Annotated in this window: 11 protein-coding genes and 3 tRNA genes; 8 read left to right on the forward strand and 6 right to left on the reverse strand. The window is 68.6% G+C overall.

The features are described 5' to 3' along the window. Positions 1-78: 78 nt before the first annotated feature. Positions 79-1,092, reverse strand: a complete 1,014-nt coding sequence (trxA, locus tag M673_RS01520) for a thioredoxin (RefSeq protein WP_187301285.1) — start codon at positions 1,090-1,092, stop codon at positions 79-81. Continuing rightward, positions 1,089-1,685: a prolyl-tRNA synthetase associated domain-containing protein gene (locus tag M673_RS01525; protein ID WP_082639115.1), complete on the reverse strand. Its 597-nt coding sequence runs from the start codon at positions 1,683-1,685 to the stop codon at positions 1,089-1,091. Before M673_RS01525 ends, trxA begins: the two co-directional genes overlap by 4 nt. Positions 1,686-2,023: 338 nt before the next feature. Between M673_RS01525 and M673_RS01530 the strand changes: the two genes are divergently transcribed. Continuing rightward, positions 2,024-2,098, forward strand: a tRNA-Gly gene (locus tag M673_RS01530). Between the two features lie 404 nt (positions 2,099-2,502). Here M673_RS01530 and M673_RS01535 read toward each other — a convergent pair. The 3 genes from M673_RS01535 to M673_RS01545 form a co-directional block, all read right to left on the reverse strand. Continuing rightward, positions 2,503-2,579, reverse strand: a tRNA-Met gene (locus M673_RS01535). Between the two features lie 44 nt (positions 2,580-2,623). After that, positions 2,624-2,700 (reverse strand) — tRNA-Met (locus M673_RS01540). A 255-nt stretch (positions 2,701-2,955) separates the two neighbouring features. Next, complete coding sequence (locus M673_RS01545) at positions 2,956-4,212, reverse strand: MFS transporter (protein ID WP_061973056.1); 1,257 nt, start codon at positions 4,210-4,212, stop codon at positions 2,956-2,958. 262 nt (positions 4,213-4,474) lie between these two features. Between M673_RS01545 and M673_RS01550 the strand changes: the two genes are divergently transcribed. Next, complete coding sequence (locus M673_RS01550) at positions 4,475-5,380, forward strand: LysR family transcriptional regulator (protein WP_061973058.1); 906 nt, start codon at positions 4,475-4,477, stop codon at positions 5,378-5,380. Between the two features lie 6 nt (positions 5,381-5,386). Here M673_RS01550 and M673_RS01555 read toward each other — a convergent pair whose 3' ends face one another. Beyond that, on the reverse strand, positions 5,387-10,648 hold the full coding sequence (locus M673_RS01555) for a DUF4011 domain-containing protein (RefSeq protein WP_061973060.1): 5,262 nt from the start codon (positions 10,646-10,648) through the stop codon (positions 5,387-5,389). Between the two features lie 497 nt (positions 10,649-11,145). On the opposite strand from M673_RS01555, the gene M673_RS01560 reads away from it, so the two are divergent. The 6 genes from M673_RS01560 (at position 11,146) to M673_RS01585 (ending at position 17,020) form a co-directional block, all read left to right on the forward strand. Next, positions 11,146-12,036, forward strand: a complete 891-nt coding sequence (locus tag M673_RS01560) for a dihydrodipicolinate synthase family protein (RefSeq protein WP_061973062.1) — start codon at positions 11,146-11,148, stop codon at positions 12,034-12,036. 14 nt (positions 12,037-12,050) lie between these two features. Next, entirely contained in the window at positions 12,051-12,764 is a 714-nt protein-coding gene (locus tag M673_RS01565) for a GntR family transcriptional regulator (protein ID WP_082639116.1), read from the forward strand. A gap of 70 nt (positions 12,765-12,834) precedes the next feature. After that, complete coding sequence (locus tag M673_RS01570; RefSeq protein ID WP_061973063.1) at positions 12,835-14,169, forward strand: extracellular solute-binding protein; 1,335 nt, start codon at positions 12,835-12,837, stop codon at positions 14,167-14,169. After that, positions 14,169-15,095 (forward strand): carbohydrate ABC transporter permease, encoded by a 927-nt coding sequence (locus tag M673_RS01575; protein WP_061973065.1) that lies wholly within the window; start codon positions 14,169-14,171, stop codon positions 15,093-15,095. Before M673_RS01570 ends, M673_RS01575 begins: the two co-directional genes overlap by 1 nt. 8 nt (positions 15,096-15,103) lie before the next feature. Beyond that, the gene (locus M673_RS01580) at positions 15,104-15,922 is read left to right on the forward strand and encodes a carbohydrate ABC transporter permease (RefSeq protein ID WP_061973067.1); all 819 of its coding nucleotides are present in this window, start codon (positions 15,104-15,106) and stop codon (positions 15,920-15,922) included. 21 nt (positions 15,923-15,943) lie between these two features. Then, a complete protein-coding gene (locus M673_RS01585) occupies positions 15,944-17,020 on the forward strand; it encodes an ABC transporter ATP-binding protein (RefSeq protein ID WP_061973068.1) in 1,077 nt (358 codons plus the stop codon). Positions 17,021-17,196 lie beyond the last annotated feature (176 nt).

Here is a 17,196-nt window from a genome sequence, read left to right on the forward strand (position 1 = left end):
GCTCGGACTCCGAACGGCGAAGACGCCCTTTCGGGCTCCCCGCCGCCGAATGCTCCAACCGTCCGGCCTACTGCGCTCTCAGCGGAACAGAAGCGAGGACAGGCCTCGGCGGCCTTCCTTGGTCGCGGGGTCGGTCGGCCCCCAGGCGTCGAAGAATTCCAGAAGCTTGCGCCGGGCGCCGTCGTCCGCAAAGGTCCGGTCCCGCTTGACGATCTCCAGGAGATGGCCGGCGGCCACGTCCCGCTGGCCCTTGGCCTGCGCGATCAGCGCGAGGTCGAAGCGCGCCTGGTGGTCGTCCGGGTTGCCCTCCAGCCGGGCCTGGAGTTCGGCGGCGTCGCCCAGCCCCGCCAGTTCCTCGGCGAGCTTCAGCTTGGTCTTCACGGTGGCGAAGGCCGGGTCGTTCAGCGCCTCGGGCGGCATCTGGTCGATTACCGCCTGCGCCCGGTCGCTTTGGCCGGCGGCGAGGAAACACTCGGCAAGGCCCGCGCCCGCCTTGGCGTTTTCAGGATCGTGCTGGAGCACGGCGGAGAAGAGCTGCGCCGCCCCGGCCGCCTCGCCCGCCGACAGAAGCTCGGTGGCCTGCGCGATCGCCTCCTCCAGCGGATCGCCGCCCGCCGCGCCGCCGCCGCCCATCTTCACCAAGCGATCGATGAAGGCCTTCACCTCGCTCTCGGGCAGCGCGCCCATGAAGCCGTCCACCGGCTGGCCGTCGACGAAGGCGAAGACGGCGGGAATCGACTGGACGCCGAGCTGGCCGGCGATCGAGGGATGCTCGTCGATGTTCATCTTCACGAGCTTCACACGGCCGTTCGCGGCGCGCACCACGCGCTCGATAACAGGGGTCAGCTGCTTGCACGGGCCGCACCAGGGCGCCCAGAAATCCACCAGAACGGGCTGGTTGCGCGATTCGCGAATGACGTCGGCGGAGAAGTTGGCCGTGGTCGTGTCCTTGACGAGCTCGCCGCCCGCCACGCCGCCGGGCGCAGGCGCGCCGGCCTGCGGGCTTGCCTGGGCGCCCCGCTGGCCGCCGCCGGGGGCCACGGTCTGCCGGCCGAAGCCCGAAAGGCTCGAAGCGTAGGGATTGTCGCTCATGAGGTCTGTCCGCTCGCAAGTTCGGCCGTGTCGGCCTCGAGCCGCACGACGAGAGGGTCGTGCCGCACCGAAGCGAACAGGGCCAGGAGATGATCCCGCGCGATCGAGGTCGTCCCGCGGTTCGTCAGGGGGTGGCAGTTGAGAATATCGTGCTGGAGCAGGCGCTCATCAAGAACGAGCGTCACCGCGCCTTCCCCGTCGTTGACGATGCCGAAGGCGGTGACCGAGCCAGGCTCGACTCCAAGCCTCTCGCGCATCTGCTCGGGCGAGCCGAAGGACAGGCGCCCCTGCGCGCCGATGCGCGTGTGCAGGCCCTTGAGATCGACCGCTGTGCTGTGCTCGGCGACCACGAGGAAGAGCCGGCTCTTCTTGTCCTTCAGGAACAGGTTCTTGGTGTGGGCGCCGAGAATGGCGCGGTGCAGGTCCTGCGACTCGTCCACGGTGAAGACCGGCTCGTGCTGGAGGGTCCGGGTCGGGATGCCGAGCGACGCGAGGCGCTCGGCCAGCGCGGGCGCCAGCGCGCGAAGCGCTTCGTCGTCCAGAGAGAGCGCAGCGCCCGAAGCGCCGGTTTCGCCGTCAGCCTGCCCGACCATGGAGTCTCTCCCTGCCGCTCGTCCCACGCATCGCTCGTGCCATCGGCACTCCCGCCGCGTCAAGCGGCGCGAGGCCGGATGCGACCCGGCGGCGCGCGCGCCGCTCGGGAAGAGGGTCCAAAGCCGGCGTCGGAGAAGACGGCTCGCCCCGGATAGAATCGCTTCTCCCACGCCCGTCACCGAGCGCCCGCAACACCCCTACGAGGCAAGTCTTTGTTCCGCCGATTCCTTTCGCCCTTTGCGACGCTTGTGCGTTTTTTCTGTTGCCAAATCGCCCCCCTTGGTCCATAAGCCGCCCATCCGCAGCGGCCACGGCGCCGAGGCGGACAGAAGAGCGGGCGGGCGTAGCTCAGTGGTAGAGCACAACCTTGCCAAGGTTGGGGTCGTGGGTTCGAATCCCATCGCCCGCTCCAATATCTCCCAAACCCATCAAGTTGAATTCCCGCGTACGAGCGCGGATCGCGTTTGTCTAGCTCGAAGCCGCAGCGGACGCTTCACCGCGCACCCAATCCCGAACGTTCGCGGCGACAGCTCTTCCCAAGCGTCGTGACTTCGCAAAGACGCGACGAAACGCCAGCAAACCGCCATGTCGAGCGGACGCTCAGACGCTCATGTTGACATCGATTTCCTCGGGTGCCGCGCTTAAGCAAAAATTACCGCAAAACTCGTCACGCGCCGGTTCGCGCACAGTCCTTCAGGCAGGCGACTGCGACATAAATATCGTTTCGAGCAAGCCAGCGCCGAAGCCTTCGGGTCACCCAGCGTCACAAAAAAGTTCGTCTCGGGAAAGGTGTCCGGCGGAAGCGACCGGATCGAATGGTTGCGGGGGCAAGATTTGAACTTGCGACCTTCAGGTTATGAGCCTGACGAGCTACCGGGCTGCTCCACCCCGCGCCATGTCCGCCAGCCGAAGCTGCCGGTTATTCGTCGTCCGTCTATGGTTGCGGGGGCAAGATTTGAACTTGCGACCTTCAGGTTATGAGCCTGACGAGCTACCGGGCTGCTCCACCCCGCGCCATGTCCCGTCGGCGTGTCGCCGTCGGTGATTGGCGATATAGCCGTCTTTCTCGGCTTTGGAAAGAGCCGCATGTCGCTTTTGTGAAAAAACCGACCCCGCCTCGCTAAACAGGTGTTTTGCGAGCCTGGCACGTCCTGATTGGGCGCGAGCATATCGCGAAACTGGGAAAAGGCCAGCGGGCGGTGCTTCCGCTGGCCTTGGGAAGGGCGGGCCTAGGCACGCTCGCCCTTCTCCGTTGTCGATAATCAAGCGTCAGCCTTGCGGCTTCGGCTGGGCGGGAAGCGTCTGCGAGAGTAGGAGCCCGGCCAGAGCGAAACCGGCGGTCATCGCCCCGATGGCCGGCCAGCCGCCCTCCTGCCAGACCCAGCCGCCCAGCGCGCCTGTGACGCTGGCGCCGAGATAGTAGATCAGGAGATAGAGCGAGGTCGCGTGCCCCTTGGCCCCGTGCGCCAGCGCCCCGACCGAACCGCTGGCGACGGAATGGCCGATGAAGAAGCCGGTCGTGACGAGAGCGATGCCGAGACCGATGGCGATGAGCGAGCTCAGCAGCGTCAGAAGGATGCCGGCCAGCATCAGGAGAAAACCGGCGAGAAGCAGCGGCCGGCGGCCGAACCGGTCGGACAGGCGGCCGGCCAGCGAGGAGGAAACGATGCCGAAGCCATAGGCGAGGAAGATGAGGCTGACCTCCGTCTGCCCCAGCCCGTAGGGCGCGCCGGTGAGGCGGAAGGTGGAGTAGTTGAACAGCGTGACGAAGATGCTGGTGAGGAGGAAGCCCACGGCATAAAGGCTAAGAAGCGCGGGATTGCGGAGATGCCGGCCCCAGGTGCGCAGGTGAAAGCGGGCATCGAAGCCGCGCCGCGCCTCGAAATGGCGCGAGGGCGGCAGGAGCACGAGAAAGCCGAGCGCGGCGGCAAGGCACAGCGCGCCGAGCAGCCCCATGCCGAGACGCCAGGACACGAACTCCGTGGCGACGCCGAGCCCGACCCGCCCGACCATGGCGCCGAAGGCGGTGCCGCCGACATAAAGGCCCATCGTGCGGCCGAGATGGGCGGGCTCGATCTCCTCCGCCAGCCAGGCCATCGCGACCGCCGGCACGCCGCCCAACACGAAGCCCTCCAGAGCCCGCGCCGCCAGAAGCCCGTGCCAGCCGGGGCTCAGCGCCGCCGCGAGATTGAGGACGGAGGCCCCGGCCATGGAGGCGAACATCAGCCCGCGCCGGCCGAGCGCCTGCGAAAACGCGCCCGCCAGGAGAATGGAGACGGCAAGGCAACCCGTGGTCAGCGACAGGGCGAGCGAGCTTTCCGCCGGGCTGACATGGAAGCTCGCCGCGAAGGCCGGCAGAAGCGGCTGGACGCAGTAGATCAGCGAGAAGCTGGCAAAGCCGAGCAGGAACAGCGCGACGCCCGCCCGCTGGTGCTCGCGCGTGCCGTGTCGGATGAAGCCGGCGGCGGCTGGCGGCAGAGGCGGAAGAAGGGCGGACGCGCTGCTGGCGGCAAGGGAACGGCTCATGACGGAAACCTCGGCTGGGAGCGCCGGACGCGATCTCGCGAGCTTGGCTGGCCGCGTGGTCTCGTCGCCGCGTCGGCTGCGAAGTTTAAAGCGATGCGCTCTCGCATCCCCCTAGCTTCGTGCCCCGTTCGCGGGTGGTGATCACGCAGCCCTCACTCCGTGCAAGGTCCGTCAGGCGCTCCTGATGCCGGGGATATAGTCTCGCCCCTCCCAATGCGTCCAATATATGGAAGTGGCAATCGTGATAGCCTATGCATATGGCATGGAGCTTCGTCACATCCGCTATTTCCTCGCGGTCGCCGAGGAAGGAAATTTCACTCGCGCCGCCGCGCGGCTCGGCATCGGCCAGCCGCCGCTCAGTCTACAAATCAAGGATCTGGAGCGGGAGGTCGGCGCGCGCCTGTTCCATCGCGTGCCGCATGGGGCGGAACTGACGGAAGCCGGCCGCGCCTTTCTGGACAAGGTGCGCCCCCTGCCGGAGCGCGCGCTGGAGGCGGCCGAGGCGGCGCGCCGGGCCGAGCGGGGCGAAACGGGCATGCTGCGGCTCGGCTTCACCGGCAGCTCGGTTCTCCATCCCGTGCTGAGCGCCAGCATCCGCGCTTTCCGCAGGCGGTTTCCCGATGCCGACCTGCGGCTGGAGGAGGCCAATTCCGCCGTGCTGCTGGACGGGCTGGAGGACGGGCGGCTGGACGCGGCGATCCTTCGCCCGGCCTTGTCGCCGGACTCGCCCATCCAGGCCTTCGCGCTGGTGCGCGAGCGGCTGGTCGCCGCCCTTCCCGCCGCGCACCCGGCGGCGGACGGGACCGGGCCGCTCGATCTTCTGGCGCTACGGAACGAGCCCCTGCTCCTGACGCCACGGCGCGTCGGCACCAGCCTGCACGACGCGGCGGTCGAGGCCTGCCGTGCGGCGGGTTTCGAGCCGGCCCTCGGCCAGTCCGGCCCGCAGATCGCCTCCGTGCTCAGCCTCGTTTCGGCCGAACTCGGCTTCTCGCTTGTGCCCGATGCGTTGCGCCAACTGGGCATCGCGGGCGTGCGCTACCGCGACCTTCGCGCGCCCGCGCCCCAGGTGGAACTCGCCGTCGCCTATCGCCGGCTGCGCCCGGCTAGTCTCGCCGTCAACTTCGCCGACACGGCCCGCGCGATGACGCGGGACGCCGCCGAGAGCTGACGGCGGTCAGGAGGAGGCGGCGGATGCCCCCTCCCCGGCCAAGACCTTCGCACGTTCCGCCTCCGCCTCGGCGCGCGCCCGGCTTTCGGCCACCAGGCCTTTCAGCGCCTGGTCGAGCCGCACGGTGGCGCCCAGCGGGTCGAACCACCAGTCGGTGGACCAGACACGCAGGATGCGCCAGCCGAGACCCAGAAGCACCTGCTCGCGCACCTTGTCGCGGTCGCGCGCCGTGGCCGATCGGTGATAGGTCGCCCCGTCACATTCGACGCCGGCCAGAAACGCGCCGGCATGGTCGGGATGCCGGATGGCAAGATCGACGCGGAAGCCGGACACGCCAACCTGCGGCACGACGATCCAGCCGCGTCTCGTGAGCGCCTCGGCCACCGCCGCCTCGAAGGGCGATTCCACGCCGCCGAGCGAGCCTTCCTCCACCGCCGGCAGCGCCACGGCGCCCCGGTCGGCATAGTCGAGAAAGGTCTTGAGATGGCGCACGCCGAGCGCCTTGCTGCGCGACAGGTCGATCGACGCGGCCTTGATCGAGGAGAAGATGCGCAGCTCGGCGCGGGCGCGCGTCACCGCGACGTTCAGCCGTCGCTCGCCGCCCTCGCGGTTCAGCGCGCCGAAATCCATGGCGAGCTTGCCGGCGGCGTCCTTGCCGAAGGTCATGGAGAAGAGGATGACGTCGCGCTCGTCGCCCTGCACGTTTTCGAGGTTCTTGACGAAGACCGGCTCCAGCCGCTCGTCCTCGAAGAACCATTCGAGCGACGGATCGTCCCGCCGCGCCTCGTCCAAGAGGTCCTGGATCAGCCCTTGCTGTTGGCTGTTGAAGGTGATGACGCCGAGCGTCGGGCGCTTGTCCTCCGGCAGCGCTAGCGCGGCGCGCAGGCGGCCTGCGACCTCGGCCGCGATGGCGCGCGACTCGTCCCGGTTGGTGCGGCTCTTGCCCCGGTCGTAGACGGCCTCGGGCAGGTGGCGCAACGAAACGGCGTGGTCCTCCGTCACCGGCGAGGGGAAGGTAATGAGCCGGTTGTCGTAGTAATGATGGTTCGAAAAGGCGATCAGCGATTCGTGGCGCGAGCGGTAGTGCCAGCGCAGGTCGTGCACCGGCAGGCCGGACGCCTTGGCCTCGTCGAGGATGCTTTCCAGGTCCCGCTCGAAGTCCGGCGCGTCCTCCTCCGTTTCGGCGCGGCCGAAGAAGTTGGTCGGCGGCAGCTGCTTGGGATCGCCCACGATAATGGTCTGGCGCCCACGCGCCACGGCGCCGACCGCGTCCCAGGTGGTGATCTGCGAGGCCTCGTCGAAGATCACGACGTCGAACAGCGCCTGGTCGGGCGGCAGATATTGCGCGATCGACAGCGGCGACATGAGAACGCAAGGCGCCAGCCGCGCGAAGCTTTCGGGCATGGCGCCGATCATCTCGCGGATCGACCGGCTCGGCCGCTTCAGCTCCATCTGATGGCGCAGGAGGCCGAGCTCGGACTTGCGCGGCACCGACTGAGGCTCCGGCAGGCCATGAGTCAGCGCTTCGCGAATGCGCGCCGAGGCGGCCTTGCGCACGAGATCGTCCAGTGTACGGAAATCGTCGATCGCGTGCTCGTGCTGGAAGCGCCTGAAGTCGCGAAGGCGGGGATCGGCGTCGATCGCCAGCGGCAGCCACCAGCGGGCATAGGCGAGCGCGAAGGCGGCGGCCGCCGCTTCGGGCGCGACTGCGCCGCTTTCGAGATCGGCCACCAGCGGCGCCAGCCCCTCGGCCAACGCGCGGCGGCGAATGGCGCACCAGGAGGTCCAGTCGCGCAGGAGGCCCCGGCTTGCCTCCAGCTCACCGAGCAGCGCGGCGAGATCGCCGAGCGTCGTGCCGTCCGGGGGCACGAGCGGCACGCCGCCGCTCGCCTCGCGCCACGCCTGCTCGGCTTCCCGCCACCGGGCCTCCGCCGCCTCCAGCGCGCGGGCGGCCTCGATCAAGGGGCTCGCCTCGGTGAGCGTGCCCAGCACCGGCAGAAGCGCGGCGAGGATCACCTCCGTTTCGCCCTTCGGCTCGCCGAGGCGAAGCACGGCGGCGCGCAGACGGTCGGCCGCGACGAAGCGGGCGGAAAGCTGCGCGAGATCGCTCTCGATGCCGGCAAAGCCGGGAAGACGCCCGGCGAGCGGGCTCGCCTCCGCCTGCGCGGCGAGGGCCTGGAGCCGGCGCAGAACGGGCAGATCGGCTTCCGGGGTCGGGGCGCCCGCGCGGGCATAGGTTCCGAGAAGCCGGGCGACGCCGCGCCGCTTCAACCAGGAGAAAGGCCAGAAGCTCGCGCCCGCTTCGCGCAGCCGCCGGTCGAGATCCTCGACCGGCACGCGCCGCAACTCGTCCCGCTCGTAGCTGGCGGACAGGCGCCCTTCCTCCGTGCGGAAGGCCGAGACCGTCGCCTCCAGCGCGCCGAAGCTCTCGCGCAAGCCGGCAAAGCCGGGGTCGAAGGCGAGCGAGCCCTCCCCGGGCTGGAGCGCGGCGGCCAGCGCCGCCAAGCGCCGGACCTCCTCGGCCTGCTCCGGCGCGCTGGGCGTCAGACCAATGCGGGCGCGCAAGGCACTCGCGGCTGAAAGCAGCGCATCCAGCGCCTGACGCGACAGGCGCGCCTCGGCCAGGAGCCGTTCGGCCCAGGCGGAGGTCCATTCGTCGACATCCACCAGCGCAAGACAGGGGCGTCGCTCGACGGCGGCGACCGTGCGGCCGAGGCCGCCGGCCAGCTCTTCCAGCGCGGCGTAGTGGGCGGCATCGTGCACGTCCTTGTGCGGCCAGCCGAGCGTGGGCGCATGGGTTTCCGCGCCGCGCAGCGTCAGGCCCATGGCGCGATAGGGCGTCAGGCCGCAGCGCCCCGCGCCATGCAGGGCCTCGGCATAGCTGTTCAGCATGTCGCGGCGTAGCTGGAGCCGGCCGTTCAGGTCCACCCAGTCCGGGCTGCGGGCCGCACCGCTTTCCCAGGCATTGCGAAGCTGGGCGAGGAAATGGCGCCGGTCGGCCTTGGAGGAATGCAGTTCCAGACAGTGCTCGCCCAAGCCATGCTCGCGCAGGCGGCGATAGACGACGTCGAGCGCGGCGGTCTTCTCGGCCACGAACAGAACCGTGCGCCGATGCGCCAGACATTGGGCGATCATGTTGGCGATGGTCTGGCTCTTGCCGGTACCGGGCGGGCCGACCACCACGAAATCCTTGCCCTCGGCGGCGGCGAGCGTCGCCACGATCTGCGAGGAGTCGGCCGGCAGGGGCGTCACGATCTCGGCCTGGGCATAAGTCCGGTCGATCTCCCGCGCCTCGCGAAAGGGCACCGTGTCGGCAAAGGCCTGTTCCGGCGTGTCGATGAGATGGCGCACCAGCCGGTTCTGGCGCAGCGCGTCGATGCGCTCGGTCAGGTCCTTCCACATCAGATATTTGGCGAAGGAGAAGGTGGCGAGCGCCGCCTCGTCCACCACCTCGAAGCCCGGCACGTCGCGCACCGCCTGGCGCATCCGGCGCAGAACCTCGGCAACGTCGATCCCCGTCTCGTCGCCCGGCAGTTCGCCGGCAAGCGAAGGCACGCTCAAGCCGAAGTCCCGCTCCAGGAATTGCAGCAGCGTGGCGTTGAAGCGGATCTCGTCCTCGTGGTGAGCCAGACGGAAGGGCGAGGAGGCGCTGCGCCGCTCCAGCTTTGCCGGCAAAAGGAGAAGCGGCGCGCGGTAGACGCGCTCGTCATCGGCCTTCTTTTTCCAGCGCAGGAAGCCGACCGCCATATAGAGCGTGTTGGTGCCGCCCTCGGCGAGATCGCTGCGGGACTGGCGGTAGAGCGCCGTCAGCCTCGACTCCAGCGACTTGGGATCGAAGGGCGAGGCGAGTTCGCCGCGCTCCAGCGCGTCGGCGGCAAAGCGCGCCTGCAAGTCCTCCCCGCGCGTTTCGCGAAACAGCGCCGCGTCGCGCTCGCCCAGAGGATTCTGCTCGGGGATGGAAACGAGGCGCATGGCCTGCCCGCCGGCCAGCCGATCCTCCAGCGCCGCCACGTTGGGGCAGAGAAAGGCGACCGTGGAGGCGGTCTGGCTGAAGTTGAGGAGCTTGTTGCGCAGGGAGAGGTCGAGCAGCTTGCGCTGCCAACGGTCGATCCGCCCACCCGGCGTGTTCGGCTTCTCCTCCGCCACCTCAGTGGGAACGGCGCCGAAATCCGGCAGGGCCGGCAGGGCGGGCGCGGCCACCTCGCTGTCCGAGGCGGCGTCCACCGACGCGGCGGGCTCGTGCGAGGCCAGGGGCTGGATGCCGCCGCTGCGGGCGCGGGCCATGTCCACCGCGCAGACGAAGGGGCGCCGCGCCTCGTCGGCCAGCAGCGCCGCGCCCTCGCGGCAGGCCTGCTCGAAGCCCATGGCCGGGCGGAAGGTGACGCCGGTCGTCTCGAACACGAGAAGCTCGCGCGCGGCGAGCGCCTTGCGCAGGTCCACGACGTCGGTTTCCACCGCGCGCGGCAGGGTGCGTGGTGTCAGCCAGACGCCCGTCGCCGCATGGCCCTGAAGCAGCAGCGCCACGGCGTTCAGCCCCGCCGCCTCCAGCGCGGCCGCAAGAAGCAGGCTCGTGTCGAGGCAGGTGGCTAGCCCGTCGCGCCCGATGCTGGCGGGCCGGCGGATCTTCTGCCCCTGCCGTTCGAAGCTGGCCGGCGGTTCGGCATAGTGAAGGCCAAAGCCGGCGACGCTGGTATAGAGCGCGGCGGCCAGCATATAGGCCCGGCGCGGGTCACCGCTCTGATACCCGTCCATCGCGCTGGAATGGCCGTGCGCTACGAGCGTTTCGGCCGCCGCGCGCAGAATGGGGGCGATCGCCGGGTCGTTCGGCATGACGAAGGCCGGCAGAAGCTGCGCCATGTCGCCGGCCCCGCCCCATTCGTCGCGCGCCAGAAGCCGCACGGGATGGACCGCCTCGGCCAGGACCGCCTCGCCGCAGAGGAGGCGGAACCGCGCCTCGCCGCGCTCGGCCTCGTTCAGCCCCGCGAGATAGGCGGCGTCGAGCTCGACGCGCCGATCGCTCAGCGCCAGCGTCTCGCCCGGCCCCAGCCGATCCACCACCCAGCGCTTCGGCCGCAGAAAGGGCGGCGCGGAATCGAGCTCGAGCCGCAGGCCGGCGAGCGGCTCCGGGCCTGGGTTGGAGAGGGCGAGGCTCGTCAGCACCGGCACCGCGTTCTGGAACGAGGCGTAGGTCAGGCTGGCGCGCAGGTCCGCGACGATTTCAGGCGCCTTCGTGTCCTCCGCCTCGAAACCATCCGCGCGATCCGTCATGCGTCACTCTCCCGATTCACCAGCAAGCCATCCTAAAGGCTGGCGGCAGGCAGGGACAGTCTCGTGCGGCTAAGCCAGGACGCGGGTCGAGCGAGCGTCACATCTATCCGCTTGAGGGAGAGCATGCGGAGAATGGGATAAGCCGGCAAAGTCCAACTCGCGGGTTTTGAAGGCTGTTGTTTCTGCGCTTGGACAATCGGGATGCATGACCAGCGAATCCTGTCGCTGTCGGCAACTTGGGAAGACGGTCTTCGCCAAAAGAGCCTTGCTTGACCAACGTGGGTCACGGGAAATCCGATCAATTCAAATCAAGGCAAGCCCCTCATTTATAAGAGTCTTTCGATTCGGGATCTGAGCTCAACGAGCTTCGTCTCAGTCCTCCAGTTGAACAGTTCCGCCCTGTCTCACGTGAAACAAGCGTTAACATCCTCGCTGCCGACGCATTGACATATCGCTGACATGTCAGCAAACTGTCGGCACAACGGGAGGATGATGTTGTGGGTGAGCAGGTTTTCGGGCTGTCGGCCGCGCTGGTGACGGCGTTCGACGAGGCAGGGGCGATCGACGCGGGGCGGATGGTTCGTCATGCCCGCTGGTGCCTCGACCAGGGCTGTGGCAGCGTGACGCTGTTCGGCACGACCGGCGAAGGCGCCTCGATCTCGCGCACCGAGCGCTCGGCCCTGCTGCGCGCCTTCCGCGACAGCGGCATCGCGCCGGGTGAGACGATCGGCTGCGTGATGGCCAACGCGGCGGGAGACGCGATCGAACAGGCCGCCGAGCTTCTGGACGGCGGCGCGCACGGCGTGCTGCTCGCCCCGCCCTCCTATTTCAAGAATCTCAGCGAGGACGGGCTCTTCGGCTGGTTCACGCAAGTGATCGGCGCGCTGGGCGACAAGGCGCGCGGCATCATCCTCTACAACATTCCCTCCGTCACCGCCGTCGAGCTGTCGGTGCCGCTGATCGGGCGCATTCGCGCCGCCTTCCCGGCCGCGATCATGGGCGTCAAGGATTCCTCGGGCAACTGGCCCTACACCGAGCGGCTGCTCGCCGAGCACAAGGATATCGCCATCCTGATCGGCGACGAGCGGAGCCTGGCCGCCGGCGTGCGGCTGGGCGCGCAGGGCGCGATCTCCGGCATGGCCAACATCATTCCCGACCGGCTCCTGCCGATGATCCGCGAGGGGCGCGACGACCGAGAAGTGCACCAGCTGGTGGAGGCCGTGCTCGGCTTTCCCGTCACCCCGGCGGTCAAGGCGCTGGTCGCCCATCGCACGGGCGAGCCGGGATTTGCCCGCACCCGCGCGCCGCTCCTGCCGACCCCGAGCGAAGGCGCGAGCCGGCTCGGCGCGGCGCTCGACGGCCTCGGCGCGGCCGCGGCGGCCGCCTGAAGGCGCCGCGGGCCATGGACGCGGAGGCGGGGCCGGACGGCTTGCCCGAGGGCGGGCCGGAAACCGGCAAGGCCAAGGGCGGCGACGCGCTCAAGCTGCGCGAGCGCGCCTATGAGAGCATCATCGAGAAGCTGATCGCGCGTGACTTCACGCCCGGCGAGTTCGTCTCACAGCGCCAGCTCGTCGCCCGCACCGGCCTGCCGCTCGGCGCCATCCGCGAGATCATCCCGCGTCTGGAGTCGGAGGGACTGCTCACCACCGTGCCCCAGCGCGGCATCCAGATCGCCCATGTGGACCTGAACCTCATCCGCGAGGCCTTTCAGTTCCGCCTGTTTCTGGAAAAGGAAGCGGTCGCGGTCTTCACCACCTCGGCCAGCGACGAGACGCTGGCCGCGATCCGGGCCGAACACGAAGCCATGCTGGGCCGAGCGCTGGCGCGCCGGCTCACGGTGGAGGAAGAGGCCGAGGCGCAGGCGATCGACTGGCGGCTGCACGACACGTTCATCGACGCGCTCGGCAATTCCATCATCGCCATGGCCTACCGCGTGAACTCGGTGAAGCTCCGGCTGATCCATCACGAGCGCTACCGCATCGACGGGCGCGTCGTGCCCGTCATGCGCGAGCATCTCGACGTGCTCGCCGCCATCGAAAGCCGAAATCCGGCGCGCGCGGCCGAGGCCATCGCCGCCCATGTCAACAATGCCAGACGATTGGCGCTCACCGTTTAGACGAGAACGAGCGCGCCGGGACGGACGTTGGAGGACGCCGCCCGGATCAACGAAAAAGGGAGGAAGAACCATGACCCATCGCACCATCGCTCTGTCGCGCCGCCAGTTCCTGGCCGGAACCGCCGCCACAGGTGCCTTCGCGCTGGCCGGCCTGCGGCCGAGCTTCGCTGCCGGCGTCGACTGGAAGAAACATGCCGGCACGGTGCTGGAGGTCAATCTCACCAAGAACCCGCGCGGCGAGCTCCTGCGCAAGCATCAGGCCGAGTTCGAGGCGCTGACGGGGATCAAGGTGAACGCCGAGGCGACGCCCGAGCAGCAGCAGCGCCAGAAGGCGGTGATCGAGCTGACCTCGGGCAAGCCCAGCTTCGACGTCATCCATATCAGCTTCCACGCCCAGAAGCGGCAATACGAGAAGGCCGGCTGGCTCGCCGATCTCTCGCCCTTCCTGGCGGACGCCTCGCTCACCGACGCTTCACTCACCGAATCGGATTTCGCGCCCGCAGGCCTGTCCTACGCCAAGGACACGAACGGCAAGATCCGCGCCCTGCCCTTCTCCGTGGACTATTGGATCGTCTACTGGAACAAGGAACTCTTCGCCGCCAAGAACATCGCCTTCCCCGAGACGTTCGACGCGCTGCTGGCGGCGGCCAAGGCGCTCACCGACAAGTCGGCTGGCACGTCCGGCTTCGTGGCGCGCGGCATGAAGAACGCCAACACGCCGGTCTGGACCTCGCTGATGCTGGGCTTCGGCCAGCAGGCCATCGGCCCGAACGGCGAGATTCTGGCCGACGACGAAAAGGGCGTTGAGGCCGCCAAGCTCTACCAGGCCCTGATGACCGAATGCGCCCCGCGCGGCGTCACCGGCTTCAACTGGGCCGAATGCCAGTCCGCCTTCCTGCAGGGCAAGGTCGGCATGTGGTTCGACGGCTGCGGCTTCGCCGCGCCGCTGGAGAACCCCGAGCTTTCGCGCGTCGTCGGCAAGGTCGGCTACAGCGTCGTGCCCGCCGGCCCGGCCGGCCGCGCCGCCCCGACGCTGGGCGACGGCATCGCCGTGACGGAAGCCTCCGCCAAGAAGGAAGCGGCCTATCTCTACTGCCAGTGGGCCGTGTCGAAGGAGATGGGCGCGCGGCTGTTCCAGGCCGGCGCCGGCGTGCCTTTCCGCACCTCGGTGGTCGAGGATGCGGAGGTGCGCAAGGGCGTCACCATGCCGGCCGAGTGGGCCGATGCGGTGGCTGGCTCGGCCAAGGTCAGCCAGATCGCCCTGCCCGTGGTCATCCCGATCACCGAGTTCCGTGACGTCTACGGCGTGGCGCTCACCAATCTCCTGGGCGGCGCCGATCCGGCGGCCGAGCTGAAGAAGGCCTCCGAGCAGTTCAAGCCGATCCTGGAGCGGAGCGAGGCCTGATGAGCGCACTGGTCTCCGAGGCCGGCGACAGCGGGGCGGCACCGGCCGCCTCGCGCAAGCGCGCGCGCCTGCGCCCGCACTACTGGCCCTTCGTCATCCCCGCGCTCGCCGTCACCGTGGCGGTGATCGTCTTTCCTTGGGTCTTCACGCTCTGGATGAGCGCCCATGCCTGGCGGCTCGGCGGCGAGACCAGCTTCGTCGGCTGGGAGAACTACGCAAGGCTCGCGACCGATGCCCGCTTCTGGGAATCGATGGGCCACACGCTGTTCTACACCCTGCTCTCGGTGGTCGCGCCGCTCGTGCTCGGCACGCTGGCGGCCGTCCTGTTCGATTCCAAGATGCCGCTGCGCGGCGTGCTGCGCGCCATCTTCGTCATGCCGATGATGGCGACGCCCGTCGCCATCGCCCTGGTCTGGACCATGATGTTCAACCCCTCGCTCGGCGTCCTCAACTATCTCCTGTCAGTGGTCGGCCTGCCCGAGCAGTCCTGGATCTACGACCAGGCGACCGTTATCCCCTCGCTGGTGCTTGTGGAAACCTGGCAATGGACGCCGCTCGTCATGCTGATCGTGCTGGGCGGCCTCGCCTCGCTGCCGCGCGAGCCCTACGAGGGCGCCGAAATCGACGGGGCGAGCGGCTGGCAGAAATTCCGCTACATCACCCTGCCCCTGATCGCGCCCTTCATGATGGTGGCCGTCATCATCCGCTCCATCGACGCACTGAAGAGCTTCGACATCATCTACGCGATGACGCAGGGCGGCCCGGGCACGGCCTCGGAGACGATCAACATCTATCTCTACAACGTCGCCTTCTCCTATTACGACATCGGCTATGGCTCGGCGATCGCCGTGATCTTCTTCGTCATCATCGTCGCCATGTCGCTCGTCATGCTGCACCTGAAGCAGCGGGCGAAGTGGAACGATTGAGGTTCGCCATGAAGCTCCGCCGTCTCTTCAACCGTCTCGCGCTGCTCTTCTGCGGCCTCGTCATCGTCTCGCCGGCCGTGTTCTTCTTCGTCTGGATGCTGTCGCTCTCCTTGAAGTTCGAGATCGACAACGGTGCCTATCCGCCCATCCTGATCCCGGAGCGCCTCGCTTGGGGCAACTACACCCGCATCTTCGCCGAGAACGACTTCCTCCTTTATTTCTGGAACTCGGTTCTGGTGACGGGCACGGCGACGCTGCTCGCCCTTCTCGTCGGCGTTCCCGCCGGCTACGGCATCGCCCGGCTGCGCGCCAACAAGGCCGCGATCGTCATCATGATCGCGCGCATGACGCCGGGCCTCTCCTTCCTCATTCCGCTCTTCCTCCTGTTCCAGAATGTCGGCCTGCTCGGCACGCTTTGGCCGCAGATCATCATCCATCTCGTGGTCACCGTGCCGATCGTCATCTGGGTGATGATCGGCTATTTCGAGACGACGCCGATGGAGCTGGAGGAGGCCGCGCGCATCGACGGCGCCACGAGCTGGCAGGTCTTCGCCCGCGTCGCCCTGCCGATCGCCCGGCCCGGCATCGTCGTATCGCTGATTCTCGCCGTCATCTTCTCCTGGAACAATTTCGTCTTCGGCATCGTGCTCGCCAGCCGCGAAACGCGCACCCTGCCGGTCGCCGTCTACAACATGCTCTCCTTCGAGCAGGTGAGCTGGGGGCCGCTCGCCGCCGCCGCCCTGGTCGTCACCCTGCCCGTCCTCGTGCTCACTCTCGTTGCCCAGCGCCAGATCGTCGCCGGCCTGACGGCGGGCGCGGTGAAATAGCGCTGAAGAAAGGACCCACCCATGGCCTCCGTCACCATTCGGAACGTGAAGAAGAGCTTCGGCAGCGTCGCCACCATCCACGGCGTGTCGATCGACATCGCGGATGGCGAGTTCGTCGTTCTGGTCGGCCCGTCCGGCTGCGGCAAGTCCACCCTGCTGCGCATGCTGGCAGGCCTGGAGGAGATCTCCGGCGGCGAGATCCTGATCGGCAGCCGCGTCGTCAACGACCTGCCCGCCAAGGAACGGGACATCGCCATGGTGTTCCAGAACTACGCGCTCTATCCCCACATGTCGGTGGCCGAGAACATGGGCTTCGCCCTGAAGCTCAAGAACGTCGCCAAGGCCGAGATCGAGAAGCGCGTGCGCCCGGCGGCCGACATCCTCGGCCTGTCGACCCTCCTCGACCGCTTCCCGCGCCAGCTTTCGGGCGGCCAGCGCCAGCGCGTCGCCATGGGCCGCGCCATCGTGCGCGATCCGCAGGTTTTCCTGTTCGACGAGCCGCTGTCCAACCTCGACGCCAAGCTGCGCGTGTCCATGCGCGCCGAGATCAAGAACCTGCACGGCCGGCTCGGCACCACCACGGTCTATGTCACGCACGACCAGATCGAGGCCATGACCATGGCCGACAAGATCGTCGTGATGCGAGACGGACGGGTGGAGCAGGTCGGCGCGCCGCTCGATCTCTACGACCGCCCGGCCAACACCTTCGTCGCCGGCTTCATCGGCTCGCCCGCCATGAACTTCGTGCAAGGCCGCGTCGAAGCGGACGGTTTCGTCACCGGCGACGGCCACCGCCTCCCCCTACCCACGAGCCTCGGTCCCGTGCGCCCGGGCGAGGCGACCTACGGCGTGCGCCCCGAACATATCCGGATCGGCGAAGGCGGCGTTCCCATCCGCATCGACGTGGTGGAGCCGACCGGCTCCGAGGTCATGGTGGCGGGCCGGCTCGGCGACCAACCCATCTCCTGCCTCTTCCGCGAGCGCCTCTCCTTGCGCCCCGGCGAAACCGTCCCCATCCACATCGAGCCCCGCTCCAGCCATCTCTTCGACCAAGCCGACGGACGGCGCATCGGCGCGGACGCGGCGGCGCGGCACTGAGGCGCTTCGACCGCTCGGCGGAGTGGATGTCGTCGGGCGGCGATATTGCACTGTGCAGGGACATCGCAACGTAGCTGCCTTTCCGCCGATCGCGCTCGCCTCGGACGCTGTTTGACGCGATCCAGGCAGGATGGCTGGGCGGGCGGAGCCCAGTCCTCCTGCCGCCGAGCGCACCG

Source organism: Aureimonas sp. AU20 (assembly GCF_001442755.1).
GTDB lineage: Bacteria > Pseudomonadota > Alphaproteobacteria > Rhizobiales > Rhizobiaceae > Aureimonas.